The 22,005-nt window shown below is 32.6% G+C and carries 21 protein-coding genes and 1 pseudogene; all 22 read right to left on the bottom strand.

Going from position 1 to position 22,005, the window contains the following annotated elements; all coding sequences use genetic code 11:
• Window positions 1–256 precede the first annotated feature (256 nt).
• Window positions 257–1,081, bottom strand: coding sequence for an ABC transporter permease (locus ACX6CF_RS03230; protein ID WP_458783859.1), 825 nt, complete (start codon window positions 1,079–1,081; stop codon window positions 257–259).
• Window positions 1,078–2,022: an ABC transporter ATP-binding protein gene (locus ACX6CF_RS03225; protein WP_458783858.1), complete on the bottom strand. Its 945-nt coding sequence runs from the start codon at window positions 2,020–2,022 to the stop codon at window positions 1,078–1,080. The genes ACX6CF_RS03230 and ACX6CF_RS03225 overlap by 4 nt, the downstream gene beginning before the upstream one ends.
• Window positions 2,023–2,123: 101 nt before the next feature.
• The gene (locus ACX6CF_RS03220; RefSeq protein WP_458783857.1) at window positions 2,124–3,197 is read right to left on the bottom strand and encodes a sensor histidine kinase; all 1,074 of its coding nucleotides are present in this window, start codon (window positions 3,195–3,197) and stop codon (window positions 2,124–2,126) included.
• A complete protein-coding gene (locus ACX6CF_RS03215; protein ID WP_458783856.1) occupies window positions 3,194–3,871 on the bottom strand; it encodes a response regulator transcription factor in 678 nt (225 codons plus the stop codon). Before ACX6CF_RS03215 ends, ACX6CF_RS03220 begins: the two co-directional genes overlap by 4 nt.
• Window positions 3,872–3,910: 39 nt before the next feature.
• The gene (locus tag ACX6CF_RS03210; RefSeq protein WP_458783855.1) at window positions 3,911–4,351 is read right to left on the bottom strand and encodes a Fur family transcriptional regulator; all 441 of its coding nucleotides are present in this window, start codon (window positions 4,349–4,351) and stop codon (window positions 3,911–3,913) included.
• Between the two features lie 72 nt (window positions 4,352–4,423).
• A complete protein-coding gene (locus ACX6CF_RS03205; protein ID WP_458783854.1) occupies window positions 4,424–6,154 on the bottom strand; it encodes an ABC transporter ATP-binding protein in 1,731 nt (576 codons plus the stop codon).
• Window positions 6,154–7,893 carry an ABC transporter ATP-binding protein gene (locus ACX6CF_RS03200; RefSeq protein ID WP_458783853.1) on the bottom strand — a complete coding sequence of 580 codons (1,740 nt, stop codon included), beginning with the start codon at window positions 7,891–7,893 and terminating at the stop codon, window positions 6,154–6,156. The genes ACX6CF_RS03205 and ACX6CF_RS03200 overlap by 1 nt, the downstream gene beginning before the upstream one ends.
• A 144-nt stretch (window positions 7,894–8,037) precedes the next feature.
• Window positions 8,038–8,487: a MarR family winged helix-turn-helix transcriptional regulator gene (locus ACX6CF_RS03195; protein WP_458783852.1), complete on the bottom strand. Its 450-nt coding sequence runs from the start codon at window positions 8,485–8,487 to the stop codon at window positions 8,038–8,040.
• Window positions 8,488–8,588: 101 nt separating this feature from the next.
• Window positions 8,589–9,794, bottom strand: coding sequence for an anti sigma factor C-terminal domain-containing protein (locus ACX6CF_RS03190; protein ID WP_458783851.1), 1,206 nt, complete (start codon window positions 9,792–9,794; stop codon window positions 8,589–8,591).
• Entirely contained in the window at window positions 9,781–10,281 is a 501-nt protein-coding gene (locus ACX6CF_RS03185; RefSeq protein ID WP_458783850.1) for an RNA polymerase sigma factor, read from the bottom strand. The genes ACX6CF_RS03190 and ACX6CF_RS03185 overlap by 14 nt, the downstream gene beginning before the upstream one ends.
• 90 nt (window positions 10,282–10,371) lie before the next feature.
• Window positions 10,372–10,662 carry a GyrI-like domain-containing protein gene (locus ACX6CF_RS03180; protein ID WP_458783849.1) on the bottom strand — a complete coding sequence of 97 codons (291 nt, stop codon included), beginning with the start codon at window positions 10,660–10,662 and terminating at the stop codon, window positions 10,372–10,374.
• 2 nt (window positions 10,663–10,664) lie between these two features.
• Window positions 10,665–10,784 (bottom strand): annotated as a pseudogene (locus ACX6CF_RS03175) (acyl-CoA--6-aminopenicillanic acid acyltransferase); the annotation flags it as partial.
• The gene (locus tag ACX6CF_RS03170) at window positions 10,757–11,050 is read right to left on the bottom strand and encodes a hypothetical protein (protein WP_458783848.1); all 294 of its coding nucleotides are present in this window, start codon (window positions 11,048–11,050) and stop codon (window positions 10,757–10,759) included. The pseudogene ACX6CF_RS03175 and the gene ACX6CF_RS03170, both read right to left, overlap by 28 nt.
• Window positions 11,051–11,147: 97 nt before the next feature.
• Window positions 11,148–12,485, bottom strand: coding sequence for an MATE family efflux transporter (locus tag ACX6CF_RS03165; protein WP_458783847.1), 1,338 nt, complete (start codon window positions 12,483–12,485; stop codon window positions 11,148–11,150).
• Between the two features lie 109 nt (window positions 12,486–12,594).
• Window positions 12,595–13,038, bottom strand: coding sequence for a MarR family winged helix-turn-helix transcriptional regulator (locus ACX6CF_RS03160; protein ID WP_458783846.1), 444 nt, complete (start codon window positions 13,036–13,038; stop codon window positions 12,595–12,597).
• Between the two features lie 171 nt (window positions 13,039–13,209).
• Window positions 13,210–15,018 carry a WG repeat-containing protein gene (locus ACX6CF_RS03155; RefSeq protein ID WP_458783845.1) on the bottom strand — a complete coding sequence of 603 codons (1,809 nt, stop codon included), beginning with the start codon at window positions 15,016–15,018 and terminating at the stop codon, window positions 13,210–13,212.
• Between the two features lie 137 nt (window positions 15,019–15,155).
• Window positions 15,156–15,470: a cupin domain-containing protein gene (locus tag ACX6CF_RS03150; protein ID WP_458783844.1), complete on the bottom strand. Its 315-nt coding sequence runs from the start codon at window positions 15,468–15,470 to the stop codon at window positions 15,156–15,158.
• Window positions 15,471–15,595: 125 nt separating this feature from the next.
• Window positions 15,596–18,160 (bottom strand): PEP/pyruvate-binding domain-containing protein, encoded by a 2,565-nt coding sequence (locus ACX6CF_RS03145; RefSeq protein WP_458783843.1) that lies wholly within the window; start codon window positions 18,158–18,160, stop codon window positions 15,596–15,598.
• Window positions 18,161–18,194: 34 nt separating this feature from the next.
• Window positions 18,195–18,806 carry a TetR/AcrR family transcriptional regulator gene (locus ACX6CF_RS03140; protein WP_458783841.1) on the bottom strand — a complete coding sequence of 204 codons (612 nt, stop codon included), beginning with the start codon at window positions 18,804–18,806 and terminating at the stop codon, window positions 18,195–18,197.
• 297 nt (window positions 18,807–19,103) lie between these two features.
• On the bottom strand, window positions 19,104–20,153 hold the full coding sequence (gene rsmH, locus ACX6CF_RS03135; protein WP_458783840.1) for a 16S rRNA (cytosine(1402)-N(4))-methyltransferase RsmH: 1,050 nt from the start codon (window positions 20,151–20,153) through the stop codon (window positions 19,104–19,106).
• Window positions 20,154–20,246: 93 nt separating this feature from the next.
• Window positions 20,247–21,776, bottom strand: a complete 1,530-nt coding sequence (locus tag ACX6CF_RS03130) for a GTP pyrophosphokinase (RefSeq protein ID WP_458783839.1) — start codon at window positions 21,774–21,776, stop codon at window positions 20,247–20,249.
• A gap of 35 nt (window positions 21,777–21,811) precedes the next feature.
• On the bottom strand, window positions 21,812–21,994 hold the full coding sequence (locus ACX6CF_RS03125) for a DUF6472 family protein (RefSeq protein ID WP_458783838.1): 183 nt from the start codon (window positions 21,992–21,994) through the stop codon (window positions 21,812–21,814).
• Window positions 21,995–22,005 lie beyond the last annotated feature (11 nt).

The following is a 22,005-nucleotide window of genomic DNA, read 5'->3' as shown; positions in this document are numbered from 1 at the left end:
AATTCTTAGCTGGTCTTTGTAATCGTATTTACTCTTTCTAAAAAAAACATAAAAAATAGGACAGCAGTCCGCAACCCTTCATATTACAGGTTTCTAACTGTTGTCCTATTATATCACCTACTTAGTACTGTCACTGTCTCCACATGCCTTGTGGCAGTGATAATGATACCGCAGAAAACTGTTGGCTCCTTGATGCTTACGTATATTCCTAACAGTTATTCCATTTTCATGATATAATACTTTTCTTCACGTTGCTTTACCTGCTTTTTTCCGAACGTGCGAAGAAAAAAGTACCTATGAACAAACAAATCACCGTCAACGCAGTAATGGCAATAAAGTTCACCACTGGATTGAACAGTACGACGCTTGCATATTCCGAAGTTCCAGCGTAGACCACCGCCCGTACTAGATCAAGGCAATATGTCATCGGCATGGCATGGCTTAAGACATATAGAATACCGCTGGAGTTATTGATTGGAATGATTGCTCCGGAAAGAAACATCTGCGGCATAATGATAAGCATCACGGCAATATTGGCAGTTTTGTTGCTTTTGATAAGCCCGATGACAATCATAGCCAGCGCACCCCCTGAAAGACACATTAGAGGCGACAGAATGAGAATCATAAGAAGCTGACCTGGACTTAGGGTAATTTCCATGATAATTCCTACAATTAATGTGCCTGCCATACTGACAATGGCACCAAAGGATGAACCGAAAATCTTACCAATCACTATCGCATAGCGTGAGACTGGAGAAACCAGCATCTCCTGGGTAAAATCCGTGGTATGGTCTTCAACCAATGACATCATTCCTGTTGTAGTGACCATAAAAAGCATATTAACCATCATGCCAACCATCATAAATTTATTGTAATCGAAATCGAGCCCTTCTGTCATGTTCTGGGCAAGGCTGCCGCCCAGCATCCCCATCATGATTAACGGCATGGCAAGGCTCATTATAATTGATCCGGGCGACCGGAGTGCAAGGGTTATATCTCTTATGGCAATCGTGATAATGGCATTGATTTCACGCCCGAATTTTGATTTTTCTTTTCCTGTTGTCAATACAATTTCATTCATATTGCTACACCTCCAGTCTTGTTAAGGTATTCCACATATGCATCCTCCAGCGATGGCTCTTTAATTTCCATTACTGTCAGTTTGGTTCTAAGACTGGCGATAATTTCCTGGGGCGTTCTTTCTAGATAAGGAACGATGATATGAGTATCCTTTTTATGGAACAATCCCAACTTCGAAAGTTCCCTCGTCAAGCTTGCTTGATCTTCGGCATCCAGAATAATTTCCTTACGCAACAAGCTTTTCTTCATTTCTTCTGGCGGACAGCAGCTGGCAACCTGTCCATGATTGATAATGCACACCTTATCCACATGCTCAGCCTCGTCTATATAGTGTGTGGTCAAAAACACCGTTGTTCCGTGTTCTTTGCGGACATTATTAATGTATTCCCACAAACTTCTACGGCTCACCGCGTCCAGTCCCTGCGTCGGTTCGTCAAGAAACAACACAGCTGGCGTGTGCATCAGGCTACGAATAATCTCCAGCTTGCGCTGCATGCCGCCCGACATCTTTTTGACAGGCTTGAAGAAGGCCTCCCGTATACCAACAATCTCGGCGAGTTCCATGACACGGTTTTTATATTCCACTGGCATAAGGCGAAAAGTCGGACGGTAACTGAACATCCCATACAAACAAGCATGAAAACGGATGTTTTCTTCAGCCGAGAGCTGTAAATCGAGACTTGGCTTCTGAAAAATAATCCCCACCTTTTCCCGCACCTGTTTTGCTTCCTTCTCAATATCATATCCCTCAATTGTTACGCTACCGGAAGTTTTGGCCAGCGTGGTGGTCAGTATCGAAATGGTGGTGGTTTTTCCTGCTCCATTAGGACCAAGGAAAGCAAAGAACTCTCCTTCATTTACTGCGAAACTCACACCTTTGACGGCAGGTGTTTTTGCTTTGTCGTATTGTTTTATTAGATCTTCTACTTGAATAATCGACATAAAAATAACCTCCTGTTTGTTTACTTTAAATATAGTTTATCAAAGCAATTTAAACAGAGGTTAAATAGAACTTAAACACAGCGTAAACGCGAAAGAAAAGTTCAGTACTCCTTAATGGACTGTAACCTCGGTAAGGTAATTGTAAATGTTGTACCTTTACCAATCTCACTTTGCGAAGCAATCTGACCATCATGCAATTCCACAATTTTCTTAGCTAGGGAAAGCCCCAGCCCATTACCGCCGAGAGCCCTCTTTCGGGATTTATCCACTTTATAAAAGCGCTCAAATATATGCATCTGGTCTTCCGGCGCAATACCGATACCAGTATCAATAATCCGACAGCACACATTTGTTTGATTGGACTGTAAAATAACTCGAATCACTCCACCCTTTGGTGTGAATTTTATGGCATTATTAAGGATATTCACCCAAACCTGGGACAGTAGCCCCTTATCGCCCTGGATCGTCAATCTTTCCAGATCCACTTCCATCCCAATATCCTTGGCGCTCCATTGCGGCTCCATCATCAGGGTGACTTCCTCCAACTGCTTGTCGAGCCTAAATTCTATGAAAGAGAAAGGTTCTCCACCAGTTTCCAGCGCCGATAGTTTCAATAGATTGGTACTTAAGGCGGACAGCCGTTTGCTTTCGGCTTCAATTATGCCTAAATAGTGATTTTTCTGTTCAACTGTAAGTGCGTTGTTTTTTAATAATGCAGCAAAGCCGCTGATGGAAGTCAGCGGTGACTGTATCTCATGGGATACATTGGAAATAAAATCCTGCCGCAGTTGTTCCATTGAGCCAAGCTCTTTTGCTATTTTATTGATTCCCTCTACAATATCGTTGTTGGGGCAATCATAGTGGGTATCGATAAAGACGTCGAAATCTCCTTGGGCGATTCTTGTCATAGCGTTCAGTAATTGACTCTGGGAGACATGATACTGCCCATTACCTTTTGAATACCTGCTGGCGATTAATCTGGAAATGGATACCACACATGTGAATATAATTATCCCAATGAGACCAGAAATAATATGAGTCCAAAATTCCGGCGGAGTACCAATCCAGTGGTAAATCATAAACGTAATGCCATACCCTGCAGCAAAAAAGCATCCAAAAACAAGGAACATTAAAGTCACTGCAATTGCATTATGAAGTGGTCTATCCTGTTTCACTCGACCACCTCCAGCCTGTACCCGAGACCCCTGATGGTGGTAATTTTAAAACCGACCTGCTCCTCAGGGAAGCGGTCGCGCAGGCGGTTCACATGGACGTCTAGCGTCCGTTCGTTCCCCTCAAAATCAACTCCCCATATGTCCTCAATCAACAGGTTGCGGGAAAATGTTTTGCCGAGAAAACTCGCCAGCTTGAAGAGCAATTCAAATTCCTTCATAGGAATATCTTCACGTAAGCCATTCGTCGTGATGCTGTAGCTATTTTTGTCAATCGTGACATTGCCTATCTGTATTACCTGGGATGCTTCAATTTTATAACGCCGCAGCAACGCCTGAACCCGAACGACTAGCTCATCGCCTTCGAAAGGCTTTGTCAAATAATCGTCTGCACCAAGTCCGAAGCCTTTCACCTTGCTTGCGAGCTCATCTTTGGCCGTCAACATTAAAACCGGCATGTTTTCATAATAACGACTCAAATGACTGCAGAGCTCAAAGCCGTCCATATTTGGCATCATGATGTCGATAATTGCCAGATCAAGTTTATCAACATTAATTTTTTGCAACGCTTCGCGTCCGTCTGCCGCTTCACATACTTCAAATCCATTGTTTTGAAGCAAGGCAATCACAAGCTCACGGATGTTCGAATCGTCGTCAACAATGATAATTTTACTCATTTTTTATCACCTCTACTAAATTATAAAAGCCCCCAACAGCTATTTTGAATGATTCATACAGTCCTTACAATAACCATAAACTTCCAATCTGTGATATTCAACTTGAAATTCCTTTTCTTCTAATAATCGATTATTAAAATCATCCCCCAACACTCCAAAAACCTCTTCTATCTTCCCACATTTTTTGCAAATCAAGTGATAATGAACATTTTTTTCTTCCATAAAAACTTCATATTTTGAAATACCATTACCAAAGTTATGTTTAATAACAGCACCTATTTTATGTAAAATATCCATTGTCCTATAGATTGTTGAAATTGATAAAATAATATTGTTTTCCTTTGCCAATCTTTGAATCTCGTCAACCGATACATGTTTGTTCTCATTATCAATTAAAATTTTAAGTATTTCTTTTCTCTGGTTTGTCAACCTTTTATGATTTCTTCCCATTAAATTAATCACTGCCTCATCCAATTCCATTTAATCCCCCTCCTTCATTCATATAGTATTGACACGTATAGTTTGTATACGTTACATGTAAAAAAATGATTCTTATGCTGAATATAGGTTCCATTCTTCAGCTTGTTTTTGTGCACTCCAAAGCTTTTTATATAACCCATTATTCTCAAGCAATTTATAGTGTTTTCCCATCTCACTGATTTGGCCATTATCAAATACCACTATTTTATCCGCACTCTTAATAGTTTTCAAATGATGCGCAATAACTATAACCGTTCTATTAGTAGCTAAATTACTTATAGCTTTCTGAATTTTTCTCTCGTTAATTGGGTCTACATTACTCGTCATCTCATCAAGAATAACAATAGGTGAATCTTTTAAAAATGCCCTCGCAATGGAAAGTCTTTGCTTCTGTCCTCCAGAAAGTCCTACTCCATTTTCTCCTAAAGGTGTGTCATAGCCTTCTGGTAGACCTTCGATAAAGTCATGTATCATTGCCTTTTTCGCAGCTGCAATCACCTCTTCTCTAGTAGCATTTTTATTACCCGTCTTTATATTTTCAAAAATCGTATCTGAAAATAGTATTACATTTTGCATTACAATACTAATATTAGATAAAAGATTATCGTAGTCAATTTTTGTAATATCCACTCCTCCAATTCTTATTTTGCCCTTCTGGGAATCCCAAAATCTCAAAATCAGATTTGTAATAGTTGTCTTACCTGAACCTGATGGTCCAACTAAAGCTACCATACTATTTTCATTTATTTTTAGGTTAACACCTTTTAATTCAAATTCATCTTTCTCATAACAAAATCCTACATTGTCAAATATAATATCAAATTTGTTTATCTTTTGAGGCTTTTCACATATTTTAATAACTGGTGCTTCTAAAATTGTCATAACCCTTCTATAGCTATCCTTTACTTTAATATAATTTAACCAGTAGGATTCTGCATTACTGAATGGTTTATAAAACTCTCTGCTGAAAATAATAAATATAATATAATTTGATATGGTTAATTCATTTTTATATACCATAAAAGCTCCAAGTGTTGCCAAAACTGCAAAGCAAATCTCTAGGAAAAAGAAATATCTCCCTAAGTAGTTTGCAACTGATTTCGATACCTTCTTACTACTCTCACTAAAATTAATAGTGCTATCTTTAAGTTTATTTTCAAAAGTAGGACTTTCGTTAAAAGCTTTTAATAAAGGGATTCCTTTAGTATACTCCACAAACAAACTAACCATATCAGTTAAATCATCTTGTGATTTTTCTTCCAACTTACTATTAGATTTGATTCCTAAAACTAACATCAATATCCCTATAGGTATAAACGATACCATTGCTAATCCCATTTTCCAATTAAGGGTAAATAACCAAATCCCAATAATCATAGCTGTGATAATATTACTAAACATTTCCGACCACATATGAGCAGTTACCTTCTCAATATTGTCTACATCCTTATGAATTATAGTGCTGATTTCACCAAGTCTTTCTTTTGTATAAAATCCTAATGAAAACCGTTTTAATCTTAAAGTAACTTCTTCTCTTATTTTTGCAACAATCTCAAATCCACTAAAATGCGTCGCAATATCCGCTATTGCAGTAAATACTCCTTTTAACACAAAAATTCCTATAAATACTATCCAGCATTTTACCAAATTACCTGTTTGCCCTTCTATAATTTTATCCATCATATTCAAAATTACCAATATCAGCCCAGCACCTGACAGAGCTTTTAAAACTGAAAGTAAAATTGATGCAACAAGCATTCCTTTACCTTTTTTTGTCATATATTTATAGATATTTGATATCATTAACTCACAACCTCCTTGATCTCCCAATTATCAACATTAGCTTGTTCTTCAATCATTATTTTATACAATTTATTGTCTCTAAGTAATTCTTCATGAGTTCCTTTTGCATGAATTTTCCCATTTTGCATGACAACAATCTGATCTGCATTTAGAATAGTGTTTAAGCGATGAGCAATGGTAATGATAGTTTTATTTTTACCTAAATCATCTATTGCTTTTTTAATTAAATATTCATTTGATGAATCGATAGCAGAAGTCGCTTCATCCAAAATTATTATTGGTGCATTCTTCAACATCATACGGGCAATGGATATCCTTTGCTTTTCACCGCCTGATAACTTTGATCCTGATTCCCCTACTATAGTTTTATATCCCTTTGGCAAATTCATTATCACATTATGAATCCGGGCTTTTTTAGCAACTTTAATTACCTCTTCCTTACTTGCATTCTTTTTACCAATTTTTATATTGTCTTCTATACTCATATTAAATAAAAAGGTTTCCTGTTGAACTATTGATACTAGATCCGATAAATCCTTTTCACTCATTTTATTGATATTCTTGCCATCAATAGTTATAAAACCACTATCTGGTTTCCAAAATCCCATAAGTAAATTTGCAATAGTCGTTTTACCAGAACCGGACGCCCCTACTATTGCATTCATAGAATTTTTTTGAAAGACCAAATTAACATTTTCCAAAACATTCTTTTCTTGATTATAACTAAAGTCAATATCTTTAAATTCAATATCTCCAGCTTTTAAATTAATAAATCTATAATTTTCATTTATCGGTTTAACACTCATCACAGAATTAATGCTATCCACTGCATTTTTAAAAATAATGCCAAAATGGTGGAATGATGAAAACTTAGTAAAAGTACTGCCAAATATTCCTCCTAATATTATAGCTAGTACAAAAGTATTAACATCTATTTGTTGATTACTTAAAAGCACTGAACCTACAATAGCTAAAACTACAAGACCACCCTCCATAAGCATTATGGCAAATGTCGTTGGAAATGCTATATCAACAGTTAATTTTTTCACCCAAGATATATAATCATTCATACCATCTAAGACCTTTTGTGTTCTTTTTTCTTCTTTGCTAAATGCTTTAATGATTGGAATTGTTGCAATATATTCAAGTAAATCTTCTGACATTTTCTTAGTACTCTTAACATAATGCTCAAACTTATTTGCTATAAGTTTATTAAGTATAATTTGATATATAAAAGCAAGTGGCACGGTTGATATTAATGCTAACCCAAGTCTCCAATCTATAACTAATAAAGTAATAGCTGTTATACTAGGAATCAAAGTCGCTATAGTTATTTCTGGAAGCCCATGTGCTAAATATAGCTCTGTTTGATCTACATCATGATTAATAATGTTTGTAAGATCTCCAATTTTTCTTTTCTGAAAAAATCCTATGGATAATTTCTTTAAATGTCCAATCATATCAAGTCTAATCTTCGCCAATGACGAATACGCAAAATCATGTGCTTTCCATATTGAAAGCGCATAAAAGACCGCTTTAATGACTTGGCATAAACATATTGTTGCTCCAAATATTAATATTTGATTCCCTGTTATTGCCTTACTAGAAAGTAAATTTATCATCCTCATGATGATAAAAATAGGTATAATCCCAGCAATCACGCTTATGGTCATCAAACCCCTTGACGGTAAGCTTTTTCTTTTATATTCTTTTACTGAAATACTAGTATTTTCTTTCATTTTTTCCTCCTCTTGATTATGATATTCATTATCATCAGTTAACTATTTTTTTCCACCTCAAAGGGTGGAATATATAAATATATTTAATAATTTCATTTGGTTTAGTATGTATACGTTAAGGAAAAAAAATTTATAAGTACAATTCTATATATTCCTTTCTGCCATTTCACTTGCTTTTTCTATAAATGCTAATACAATTTCTAATTCACCATCATCTAATCCTTTTAAATACGAAAAAATGTCTTCATCATATTTCTTATGATATTCTTCATGGTTTAAATATGCTTTCTTACCTTCATCAGTTAACTTAACTAATAATTTAGCATTATTAGTTTCATCAGGATATTTTTCAACTAACCCCTTTCTTTCTAATTTTTTCAGAGCCTGCGAAATGGCTCCTTTTGTAACTCCAAATTTCCTCCCTATTTCAGAAACATGTAGATCAGCATAATCTCCAATCAATTTTATAATATGTATCTCACTTCTATATATGAGTATATCTGTTCCATAGTTGAGAGGTGTTTTTCCTGCATTAGCTATTTTTTCAGTCATCATCATGAATTTTTCGATTGCCATATCTATTTTTTTATCCATATCAAAAGTGTATACCAACTAAACGGTTTTGTCAATCTTTAATTATTTTGCATGTTAATAACTCAACTTTTAAAAAGTTGAGTTATTACTTTTTTGCAACTCTATTTTGTATATTTTGAGGCTTTTACATTCTTGATCTCACAAAATACCATGTTCTCATTATTTATAAATTCCAGAACCTTTCCATTAGTACCTTTAATATATAGCTTATATGCCTCAACACCATTTTGTTCTACATAATTGAGAGCTTCAGAAAATTTATCAATCTTTTGGCTTCTTTTAAATAGTTTAAAAAACTCTTCTCTATCGATAGCATATTTAAGCAAGGATTTAAAGTGCTGTGACATACCTTCTTCTAATGACATTTCAGATTCCAAACCATCCATATAATAATCTTTCAAGAAAAACAAAGGATATTTTTCTTTATCTGGAAAATCTCTATAAGTAATACTTGGAAGGTTAGGATTGAAACCTATTTCGGTTTCTACAACACCTTTATCATTCGTCATTACTACAGGATTATTTGTAGCTACAGCAACCCAATATATATCTACTTGTCCTGCATATTTTTTCCCTAGGTCTCTAATACTATCCATACCCAATTTATTTTCTGGTATAACAGATACATCTATATATGATGTAGAAGGCAGTTTAGCAATTTCATCCTTTATATCTTTAAAACGTTTTTGCTTACTTTCATCGTTTACTTCCTCAAGATTATCTAGACCCCATGTAAAAGATTCATTATCGTAGAGATAACTGTAATCTCCAATAAGCTTATTACGCTTCATACTAAATTGCATATCTTTACTATTTCTATTAAAAGAATTTAAAAAGCTAGCGTAGCATTTATATTTACCATACCCTAAATTATCAACTATTATATGATGTAGATATATTCCTGGCATAGTAAGCTCTGTTTGAGCTATAAGATCAAGTTGCATATCTCCCATATACTCAGTTCCCATAGAAGTAGCTTCTGGATTATAATAAAAGTTAGATACAATAGGGGATACCACATATTTTGAAAGACCCAAAGTTAAAAATACCAAGATGACCGATATAGCTATTACCTTATTCAATTTTTTGTTAACAGCTCTTTTGATAGTGTTACCGTTGATGTTTTCATCTCTTGTATTTTTTTTTATTGTATCGTCTTCTGTTAATCCTAGCTCATCATCATATTGCTCATCAATGAATTCATTTATTAAGGTATTTTTCTCTATCTCTTCTTCTATGTAATTTACTTCTTCTTCACTTGCTTTATTGTTTTTATATCGTTGAAACATCTTCTTAAAATTGCTCATATCCGTTTGCCTCCATTATATTTTTCAATTTCCTTCTAGCTCTATGCAATAAAGTTCTAGACGAGCTATAAGATATATTTAGCATCAAAGAAATATCTTTTAGAGAAAAGTCACAGTAGTAATAGAGTACCATTATATCCTTATAATTTTGAGGTAATTTAAGTAATGATTTATAAATGAACTTTCTTTTATCCTCATATATAAATTGATCTAATATATTTGTATGTGAATCTAAATTCATTTCTTCTATTGGTTTATCAAGAGTGTATTTGTTTCTTCTTATACCATCAAACCACAAATTTTTTGCAACCCTCAATAACCAAAGTTTTATATGAGATTCACATATATTGATAGATATTAACGCTCTATAAAAAGTTTCACTGACTATTTCCTCTGCTATGTGGTGGTTCTTACATAGAGAAAATACATATAAATAGAGCTCTTTATTATATTTTATATATATTTCCTCTAGTTCCCCATTGACCATTATTAGCCTCCTTTCTTTGACTAGCTACACACTATATAAACGGACTGTCTAAGAAAATGTTACACTAATATGCAAAAAAATACATTTACTCTATCTAATGGGAATATAAATATCCATCTGGGATTGTTCATTATCCCGTCCCAAGAATCGTTGATTATATAATTCAAAGCTCCCTCTTTCATCAAGAACTTCTTTTGTAATTAGAATCCAAGTTCCCCAAATATATTCATAGGTTTTAAGAATTTCACTAAGTAACCCTCTATGGGTAAATACTGCATATTTTCCTGCAGGAATTGTTTTAGGTACAATACCATCTGGGAGATTATCAATGCTTCGTCTACATCTTTGCAATTTTCTAATAGAGAACGTATCACCGCCCAAAACTGCAAACCTGAGATAGCCGGTTTACGCATCATTTCCATATTGCCCACAGGCATACCACAGGAAGTTTGTCCAACCATCAAACCACATTCGTTTATTCCCTCGCTTCGTCCAAACTGCATGACACTTCCACCCATATGGACATATTTTCCTGTAACCTTGTTGATCCAATAGCTTCTGCGAATCCTTGTAGTTCTTCATTCAGACCTGGACAGTACTTGTCAAACATCTCGGTCATTTTTTCTGCCTGATTATCTGTAAAAGTACCATTGTGACACTTTTGCATTTCCACAAATTGCGGGTTGTTCATAGCGATTTTTCCAAGATGATAACCAATCTGGTAGTTAGTTCCATCCAATTCAAATATGCTGACTCTTTCTTTTTCCATATAGTTTACCTCTTTCCTAGATTTAATATAGACCTATTTTATCTAATCAGCAGGAAAACTACATGATATTTTCTGCTATGTTTGTGTTATTTTTATTTTATGTGTTCAATGTCTTTTTAACCACATAATGTGAAATAATCCCTGCAATTATATATGATAAAGCTAAACCTCCAAAAATCCCTGTTATCTCAAATAAGTATGAACCTAATAACGCAAATGGCACATACAAAGCAAACATATGAATAATTGTCAGAACAGAGGCATGTAAAGGCTTATTTAATGCGTTCAAGACAGAAGATGAAATCAGTAATATTCCTTGAAGCCCATAACCTAATGGTACAATCCACAAATACAAAGTAGTAATCCTTATAACCGAAGTATCCTGGTTAAATAATCCTGCAACTGGCTTAGCAATTATAACTAAAATCACAAATATCACCAGACTTGAAATGATAGAAAATTTTTCACTTAATGTTATACTTAATTTTACCCTATCCTTTTTTCCTGCTCCATAGTTTTGTCCTATGAACGGAGCCATTATTGTTGAAAGCGCACCTACTAATAATAGTGCAAATCTTTCTAATCTAACTGCTACTCCATAACCTGCTACAGCTTCTACGCCATATGAAGCCACTAAGCTTGTAATTATACCTGTTGCTATGGGATTTATCATTTTTGTAAGTGCATTAGGTAATCCAATATATAATATTTTTTTCCACGAGCTAATTATATCTTTTAATTTTGCAGATTCTATTATTACGATTTTTTCTCTTTTTATCAATATATAAAGTGCTACTATTAAAGTTAATGCCCTTGCAATTACAGTTGCAAGAGCTGCTCCAGCTACTTCCATCCTTGGGAATGGTCCAATACCCAAAATCAATAATGGATCAAGTATAACATTTATACCTGCTGCAATCATCATGACATATCCAGGAGTCTTTGTATCTCCTAATGCACGTATAGCATTATTCCCTACCATTGGAACAACAACAAATATCACTCCCAAATACCAAATACGCATATATTCTTTTACATAGGGCATTGTTTGTGCATCAACTCCTAATAATTCAAACACTGGTTCTATTGTTAATAATCCAATGACAACAAAAACAATTACTAATAATACTGATAATATCAAGCTGTCTGTTGCTAATCTCTGTACTTTGTGATGATTTCCTTCTCCGATAGCTCTTGCAATTACAGATGAGACACCCATCCCTAATCCTTGAGCTAGACTAGTAATCACTAATATAACTGGAAAAGTGAAAGTAAGTGCTGCTAATTGATTAGTTCCTAGCTGTCCTACAAAATAGGTATCTACTAAATTAAAGATAATCATACCTAACATTCCAAATATCATTGGTATCGTCAGTTTTATTAATACATTTTCTACTTTCCCACTAGTTAGTATTGCTTTAGCATTTTTCTCCATATTAATTTCCTTTCTTAATGCAAAAGATGAGCTTCAAATATTATAACGTCATTGCAACTATTATATCTTTTAAATATAACCATAAGCTTACGGATATAATTAAAAGATCTTATTTATTTCTTAACTGTTCTACATTCTTATACGCATTTTCAAGCATCAATTTCAATGACTCTATAATTTCTTGATGTTTTTTGTCACTCATACCAGTCCCGAGCATAATTGTAATATTACCCAGAATCTCTTTTAGTGTTGGTATAAAATCTTTTCCTTTTTGTGTTAAGTATAATTTATGATATCTTTTATCTTCTGTATCCTGAACTTTATAAATATACCCTTGGTCTTCTAATTTATGTAGTGCTTTAGCTGTTGTTGCTTTATCTATACTAATCAATTGACTTAATTCTTTTTGGGATATTCCTTCATGTTTAACTATAGTAATTAAAAATATATATTGACCGCTTCCGATTCCATATGGTTTAAGATAATGATTAATCAATATTTGTTGATGTCTATAGATTGCAGCAATATATTTACCAAAAGACTCTTGTCCCATATTATACCCTCCATTCAGTTTAAGGTTAGTAATGAATTATTATGTGAATAAGACTGTTATTGCAACTATTTTCAGTATACATCATATAGCATGCTATTGCAACTATCTTTTAAGCATTATGCCTAATGCAATATTAAAACCTTTGTTTTGCACTAGGCATAATTTATTTATTTATAGATTGTTCTCTGCTTCAAAAGGCGAAGCAATCATCTCATATACTCTAAGTCCCTTTGGTGTTTTACTTATAAGTATTTTATAATCACTTGATGTGGATACAAAATCTCCAAAAGGAATAACAATCTCATTTCTATTAGTTAATACACCTGTCTTTGCCACTTTTTTTGTTATTTTCCCTGTATCTAGGTCATGAGAAATACTGTTGACGCCTTCTGCAAAAATTGCTAATCCATTTCTGAATTCATAACTTTTCTCTGTTTCATATATAAATGGAATAACCACATTACCTTTTAGATCAATAGCTCCCCAACGACCATTTTGTGTAGTAATGATAATTCCATCTTTTGAATGTAATACATCATTATCTAATTTACACTGATATACTAATTCTCCCTTGTTATCAATAAGCCCAAATTTTTCGCCCTTACCTACAACAACAATATATCTATCAGCTTCCTCACCCACAACATTCAGTCTGGTTGTATATTTATATTCTATGGGAACAACTACCTCATTTTTAGCATTCACATACCCATATTTATCATCTTTTTCCACCATAAATAGTCCATCCAAAAAATAGCCATAATTATATATTCGATCGTATATACAAGGTAAAATCTCTTCTCCCTTAGAATTGATCACTCCATAATGTGGCTTTAGAAGCTCATCACCACAATAGAAATTAATACCAAAAAGAGGTGGACTGCAATATTCATAATATCTCGTTGGTCGTTTGTCAAATTTGTTCACCACAATATACTCTGAATCGCTAATGTAATCATCTGCATAGTCGTAGATGTTAGATTCAACTTTACCTTTTGCATCTTTATAAGTATAAGTTGAAAGATAACGGTTTCTAGGTCCATCTAACACCTCATAGAGTCCATTTATATAACGACTAACGGCTCTAGGTTCATTAATGCGTTCTATAACTTTATAATTTTTATCCATAACTCCACTGCTGTTATTCTCCCTAAAAAAATAATACTTATCATTATAAATATGAAAATCCTCATAACCTATTGCTTTATCATCTTTAATCAAAGCTAGTGTATCCAGATCATACACATACTCCTTACCCTCTAGATTCTTCAAATTAATTATAGATGAGTCTTTATCCTTGCTAAACCAATAGTACTTATAATCCAATAAAACCTTTCCTTTATCATCAATCATGCCGTAAGCATTATCCTTTTCTACGATGAAATATGATATTCCTTTATACTCAAAAGGATTTATTATGTCATATTGAAAAGTTGTTATCTGATTTTCATCTAAATCAAATAGAGCTTGTAGATAATTTTTCTGTACAATGTAATGTTCTCTAAAACGCCTATAGACGTCTATGGATAATACTTGCCATTGCTCATTTAAACTTTCACTAGTACCATCTCTTCTTGATCCTACGTAATATCCAGAATACTCATGAATGAAATTATAATTATTAAATTCAACAATTTGTTTTCCAGTTTTATAGTTTACTACACCTGCAAAATCATTCTTATAAACAACCACATAATCTCCATAAAAGCAATCAATATAATCATAATTAAGAGGAAGAATCACCGTTCCTTGCACATTAATTAATCCTTGTTTTTTGTTTTTTTCTACGATGAGTAATCTTTTCCCATCCTTTGTTACAAATTTCTCTTTGCTTACTGCAAATTCTGCAGTTTCATAACCATTAATATCATATGTATTAAATTTAAATTCTCCTACCGTAACAGTTTTTGCAGATACAGATATACTTGAAACCATTAAGAGTACAACAAATACTATCAAAGTACTTATTCGTTTAAACATATTTAAGCTAACCTCCCACAAATTATTAGTACTTAATATTATAGCATAAAATTACCTTATTATTCCAATTAGCTGCCTATTTAAACAAAATAAAAGGTAAAATCTCATAGATATTAGAGATTTTACCTTTATGCATATTATTTTGATGGTGCTGGTGCTTTTACAACAATTAATTCTAATACGTCATCATGTAAATTAGTAACTTTCATTTTCGTATTGAAAGTTATCTGTAATATATCACCCTTCTCGTACTCATGAATTTCTTGCTCATTCAACCCTATTGATAAAACGCCTCTTAAAACAGTCATGTAAACATTAGAGTTGGAATAATGTTCTGGCAAACCTTCGTTCTTGTTAAATACCATGTGGATATAGTTGATATTATCATCCATAATGATTCTTTCTACAGCTTTATTATCTGTTGTGCTATACTTATATATTTTTTCAATCATTTTTGACCATCTCCTTTATAAATATACTAATATTATATATCATATCTTCTGTTACTTCCGTAACATTAGTTACATTATATAAAACATATATTTTAGGGTAAGGATAATTCAAAACTTAACCCTTATTATTCCTCAATAATCTTCACAATACCACTTGAACCATCAACCTCCAGCATATCACCATCTTTAATTATTGTAGTTGCACCATCAATACCTGTTACACATGGTATTCCATATTCTCTAGCAATAATTGCACCATGCTGAAGTGGTCCCCCTATTTCCATAACAACAGCAGAGGCATTAATGAATATAGGTGTCCAAGTAGGTTCTGTTGCCTTAGCTACTAAAATCTCACCCTTGAGTAGAGGTTTTTCAAATGGTGTAAGCAGCACTTTAGCTTTACCTCTAATTACACCAGGTGAAACTGGATCACCCACAAAGTCCCCCGATTCACTTTCTCTTATATATCTAAAAATTTTCCCTCTTGAATCAATGATTGTTGGCCATTCTCTAACATTTTTTGTTAATTCCCTTTTTTTCTTATTAGCAATAACAACTTTCTTAATATCATGATTCTTATCTCTTTGAGCTCTTCCTATATCAGAGGAGTTGACCATAAATATATCATTTACAGTATCCAATCTACCCTCTTCAACAAATTTCTTAGCAAGTTTTAGTGCTACCTGCCTTATTTTATCATTTGCATAGACATACATATATTTAGGATGCTCACGAATACCCAAGAGTTTATAAACATTCAAATAGCTAGTGAATTTCTTTTCTTTGCCTATATTTCTAGCTAATTCCATCAACTTTGCTACGGCTTTTTCTTTTTTAACCTTAGAATATTGCATAGCATTATCGTCAACATTGATTAGCTTCAATTGTCTATAAAATTCTTCAAGATTTTCATAAGGTCGAATAGCTGCTGTATCTATTTCTCCAATACACCTACATCCATATTTACCCATATGTTCATCATATGCTGATAAAAATTCTTTTGAGAAATCTTTTTTCAAGATTCTTTTTTTGAATTCTATACCTGAATTTATCTTCTTAAATTCATCAAATGATGCTAAATTAACTAAACCATAACCCATTTGACTTGTTGGATTACCTGAGACATCTATACTTAGTGCAACAATTTCATTTTCGACACCCATACCTTCAAACATTTTTTTGATATTATTTTCTGCACCCATCACTCCCGCTAATCCCATAGCTTTAACCATTATTCTATTAAAAATAACCATTACTTCAGATACTATTTCATCTAAATACTTATCTGATGAGGTAATACTGTCAATATCTTTAAAAGCAATTTCAGCCATTTGGAAATATGAATCCATAACACTATTAGGATCTTTTTTCGCTTTGATTATAGCGGGTATGGCAAGAAAACTCATCTTAATAATTATTAAAACCAAACTTTTGACACCTTTTGGTTTCTTATCTAGATGGTATCCTTTATTAAAATCAAATGACTTTAGAACTTCTCTAGTAGGTACATCATAGTTACCTATAGATTTACTTACCATCTTTAAGCCAAAAGCTTTCTCAGAGTTAGTTAAATCCATATATTGTCGTCCTGCAACTGCATACAATATACCTTCTTTACCTTCTGGCATAATTCCTTGTTTAGCATTTTCAATCATCTTAGCGAATACTTCATTTCCAAGTTCTGATAATGAATATTCAAATCCCTGAGTCATTTTTATTAAATCTATATATAAATGTTTTGTCTCACCCGGTTTGGTTCTATATCCCTCATAGAGCGGAAAATACGTTGTAATGGGTCTTGACTGCAATAGATATAATCTCCCTTTCTCATATGCCCATTCTGTATCCATTGGAATACCATAATAAGTCTCACACTTTTTAATCAGCTTAGTGAGTTCTATTATTTGACTATCACTCAAAGCACTATCTTTTGGGTTCTTATTTGGTTTCTCTATAGTTCCACCATTTTCTAGTAACCAGAGAGCTATTTTTTTATTGTTAATCTTTTTTTCAATTATTTCATTTTTTACACTATCTACAACATAAGTATCTGGTGTCACCGTACCAGACACAATAGTTTCACCAAGTCCAAAAGCTGCATTGATCATTACTTCATCATAACAATTATTATTTGGATTAATGGAAAAACCTACACCACTTACCTCTGATGCAATCTGTTTCTGTACAACAATAGCTATACAAGTACCTTTTAGATTTATATCATTCCGCTTTTTGTACTCCATAACTCTAAAATCAAAACAAGAAGAAAAAGCCTTAGCTATATGAGATTCTAATGTTTTTTTAGTGATACCCAAATATGTTTCATACATTCCAGCAAAACTTGTGCCTTCTAAATCCTCTTCAGGTGATGAAGAACGTACAGCAAATATATTTACTACTCCTAGTTTAGTTATTTGTTTTTCTAGTTCTGATGCCATTGAAAGAGTTAGTTTCAGCCCCATCGCTTTTGCCTTGATAGCATTACAACTATCTACATTTACATCCACTATAAGCTTTCTCCACTCAGCTGAAGCTTTGATTTCTCTAAGCCATGGTGACAAAAAATCAACAGATAATACAAGTCCTTCAGGTACAGGTAATCCTGCACCATATGTCTCTATTAATGCTTTTCCTTTACCCCCTACCTGAGATAATGATGGTACTTGCTTAACACTAAATGAATAAATCATATATTAACCTCCCTATCTTCTATTTATTAGTTTTCTATTTATAAAAATTTGTTCTAATAAAATCCAGATAAATATCAATCTCTTCTATTAATGCTTCCTTATCCATAACTTTTTCTTCTATAAAATACCTATCCATATGCTCTTTAGTAATCTGCTTAACAGCATATCCTGTTAAGTTAATGAATTTTTGCACATCTACACCTTGTTTGATATTACTGAAATCCAGGTTATGATTATAGAATTTTTCTTTAAATTTTGGTCCTTCACTTTGTTGTGTATATTCAAGAACTTTCTTTCTATCTATCTTGTCATAGAATTCAAATAGATACGGGTATCTATCAATCCATTCCAACTTAAGTCTAATTGTGTCTCTAACCCTATTCAAGAAATCTGTTTCATTCCAGTGAATTTTATCCTCTAATTCTTCAACTCCTATTTTTATTGAATAGTAAATTAGAAAATCATATAAATCCTCTTTATCTTTGAAATAGTGATAAAGTAAACCTCTCGAAACTTTAGCATCTTTAACAATCTGATTTGTTGACGCCTTTTCGTAAGACTGTTTACTAAACTCTTCAAATCCATAGTTTACAATTCTTTGAACTTTTTCATTAGTCAAGTCAATGTGTTTAAATTTGTCTATCACTGTGTTCACTCACTCCTATACTTAATATCTCTACACTTCTTTAATCCGGCTGAATGTTTTAATAAAAACAGTTGAAACCTTCTGTCTATCTCAACTACATACTTACCGACACAAGTTGTCAATGTACTAATAAGTTCATATGACACGAAAATAAAAAAACCTGAATTTCACTAATGAAATCCAAGTTTTTGATTATGATTTATAAATTTAGATATTTCTGTATAACAATTATATGATTAATTCAACTCACTAATAACAACTTTTTAGTATTTCAATTGATTAATTCCAGTATAAATATTACGCTTTTATAGCCCACCGCATTTTAGTAGAACGAGCACGACTATTAATATGACATTCTTTTGCTGATGGTCGAACAATATCAGGAGCAATTTCTCGGTAGACGCCTTCACGTAAAAATCGTTTAAATGATTTTTTAACAAGTCGATCTTCTCCTGAATGAAAAGAGAGTATGGCAACACGTCCCCCCTCAGCAAGAACAGTAGGAAGTTTTTCCAAAAAATTATATAATACTTCAAATTCAGTATTAACATCTATTCTCAACGCTTGAAATGATCGTTGACAGGATTTCTTAATTTCTTCTTTTCTTTTATCTTTTGGAATGAATTGTAGAGCATTTTCAATTAAGTTTTGGAGCTGTGTTGTTGTTGAAATATCTTTTCCCTTTTTTATTTCGGAGATAACAGCACGAGAAATTTCTTCTGCATAAGGTTCATCTGCATTTTCTATCAACATACCTTGTAATTCATCTTGTGAAACTTCTTTCAATCGTTCAGCAGCAGATATACCTTTATCAGGATTCAATCTCAAATCTAGAGGTCCTTCTTTCTTATATGAAAAACCTCTTTCAGGATTATCTATTTGCATTGAAGATACTCCTAAATCCGCTAATACAAAATTAAGTGGTCCTGACCCGGCTGTTATTTTATCTATGTCGGAAAAGTTCATCTGCTTTATAGTTAGAATTTTATCATCATATCCTAAATTCTCTAAACGCTCCCTAGTACGTGCTAATTCAATAGGGTCAACATCCAGTGCATACAAATGTCCCTTTGATTCTAGACATTTAATCATTTCTAAAGTATGACCACCATAACCCAGCGTTGCATCTAATCCAATTTGCCCAGGAGTAATTTGTAAGAAATCCAATATTTCTTTTACACAAATCGAAATATGCATACCCGCAGGTGTACTCCCTTTTTGAATAACTCTTTCTACTGTATCCCCATATTTTTCTGGTTGAAGTTCCTTATATTTTTCTTTATAAGATCTAGGATGAGTCCCTTTATATCTAACACGTCGCTTATGTTTTTGCTCCTGCTTATCCATTGTATAACCTCTCTTTTTCTTTCATTAATTTAATTAGTGAATCGTAATATTTCCCATCTATAGAAATTATAAAAAAATAATATAATTTGAGCTTTATAACTTAAACAGCTTCAACGCTTGATCTGCTTCTATCTCAGAATGCGACTCTAATTCCTGGGCATACCCTAAGATATCTTCACTAATTTCTACTATACTTGATGATTGTTTTGCTTTTTCTAAGAATTTTTTAACTTTAGCTATTTCTATTTTATAATCAAATATAGATAAGATTTTAACCTGAAAATACTCGATATATATTTCTTTATACTCTAACCACTCTTTGTATGTTTGAATATTTTTACATATCAATCCAACTATATAATTAAGTGCACTGTTTATTTTCTCCATGCTTGTATCATAAATAAAGTTTATAGAATCAATCTTCTTAAAAGTATATACAATACTTTTAAGTAATTTTTCTATCATTTCCTCAGCTTCATCTTCCTTAAATAACACATATAACTTCGATAAACTTCGATTTTTACTGAATCTTCCCTTTATGAACTGGATAAATGTTTCAAAATCCTCAACATTATTCCCAAGCTCTATTTCAAATAGTATTGTAAAAAAGATATTCCATTGGAAGTCTCTATTAATAGAAGCTATTATTGTTTCTCCCATAACTTTCGAGAACTCATCTTCTAATTTTATTTCACGTTCAAAAACTATCTCATGGGTAAAATCAACTTCATTCTCACTTATATCATTTAGCCTGGAAAGTGTTTTTACCAAAGTCTTATTATAATCCTCTAAGTTTTCTGCATGATTTGATCTGAAAATATATTTCATAATAGTATTACATGACTTTCTAAAATCCACAACGAAACCAATACTGTTCTTAATTTTAATTGAAAAAATATCATATATCATTTTTGCCAAAGTTCTTTCAATTTGGCTTTTTCTAACTGCTGGGCTAATATTATTTAATTGCTTAAATTGATCATCAATAATATGCAATTGTTTATCTATCATAGATAGATTTTCATTAATCGACCCCATGATATCTTTCAAAAAATTATCCCAAATGTTATAGTTATTATTTTTATATATTATTTTATGTTCAATTTCTCCCCAGAACACATTAACAAGAGATTTGATCTGTAGTTCAAAATTCAACAATAAATCATTATATTCGTAAACTCCATCTATTCTATATATTTCAAAACCATTCTTTTGTTTTTGAGGTTGTAAAACATCTAATTCAAGTCTAATGTTCTTATTAAGAGAATTATAGTAATATCCATCTGTATAACACATACTGAAACATCGTTTTAATACTTCATATATTTTATGTTCATCTTCAATAAACCTGCACTCTATTCTTATACCAATCAAGTCTGATAGATTAGAAATAAATTCTTGTGAGGAATCATATTTCTTATAGGAATTATTTCTAAGTATTTTTTCTTTTAGACTAGGAATTGATTTTACTCTTCTATTAATGTTCAAATAACCATCATTACTTAATTCTATCAATTCTTTTAAAAAAACTTTTATTTCATTAGATGCAATTTCTAAATCATCTGTTATGTCTTCTATATAATCTGTAACCTCATTGATGAATCCAAATAGCTTTAATTCCATAATTCCTCCTATGTATCAAAAAGTATAATATCTATCTAATATCCTTGTTTTCGAACAATAGTATAGTCATCACCCATACGAAAATATGGACAACTAGCATATTGGCTATATCTTAATCTTGCAATATCGTCCTGATCTAGGTTCAATGTACAATAATATTCATTAGTTTCCTCATCACATGCTAAATATAGGCAATAGTCACATTGATTCTTTTCCATCTTAATATCCT

The organism is Vallitalea sediminicola (assembly GCF_054408565.1).
The sequence above is the reverse complement of the archived record's forward strand: the minus strand, read 5'-3'. Positions and strand labels throughout refer to the sequence as shown.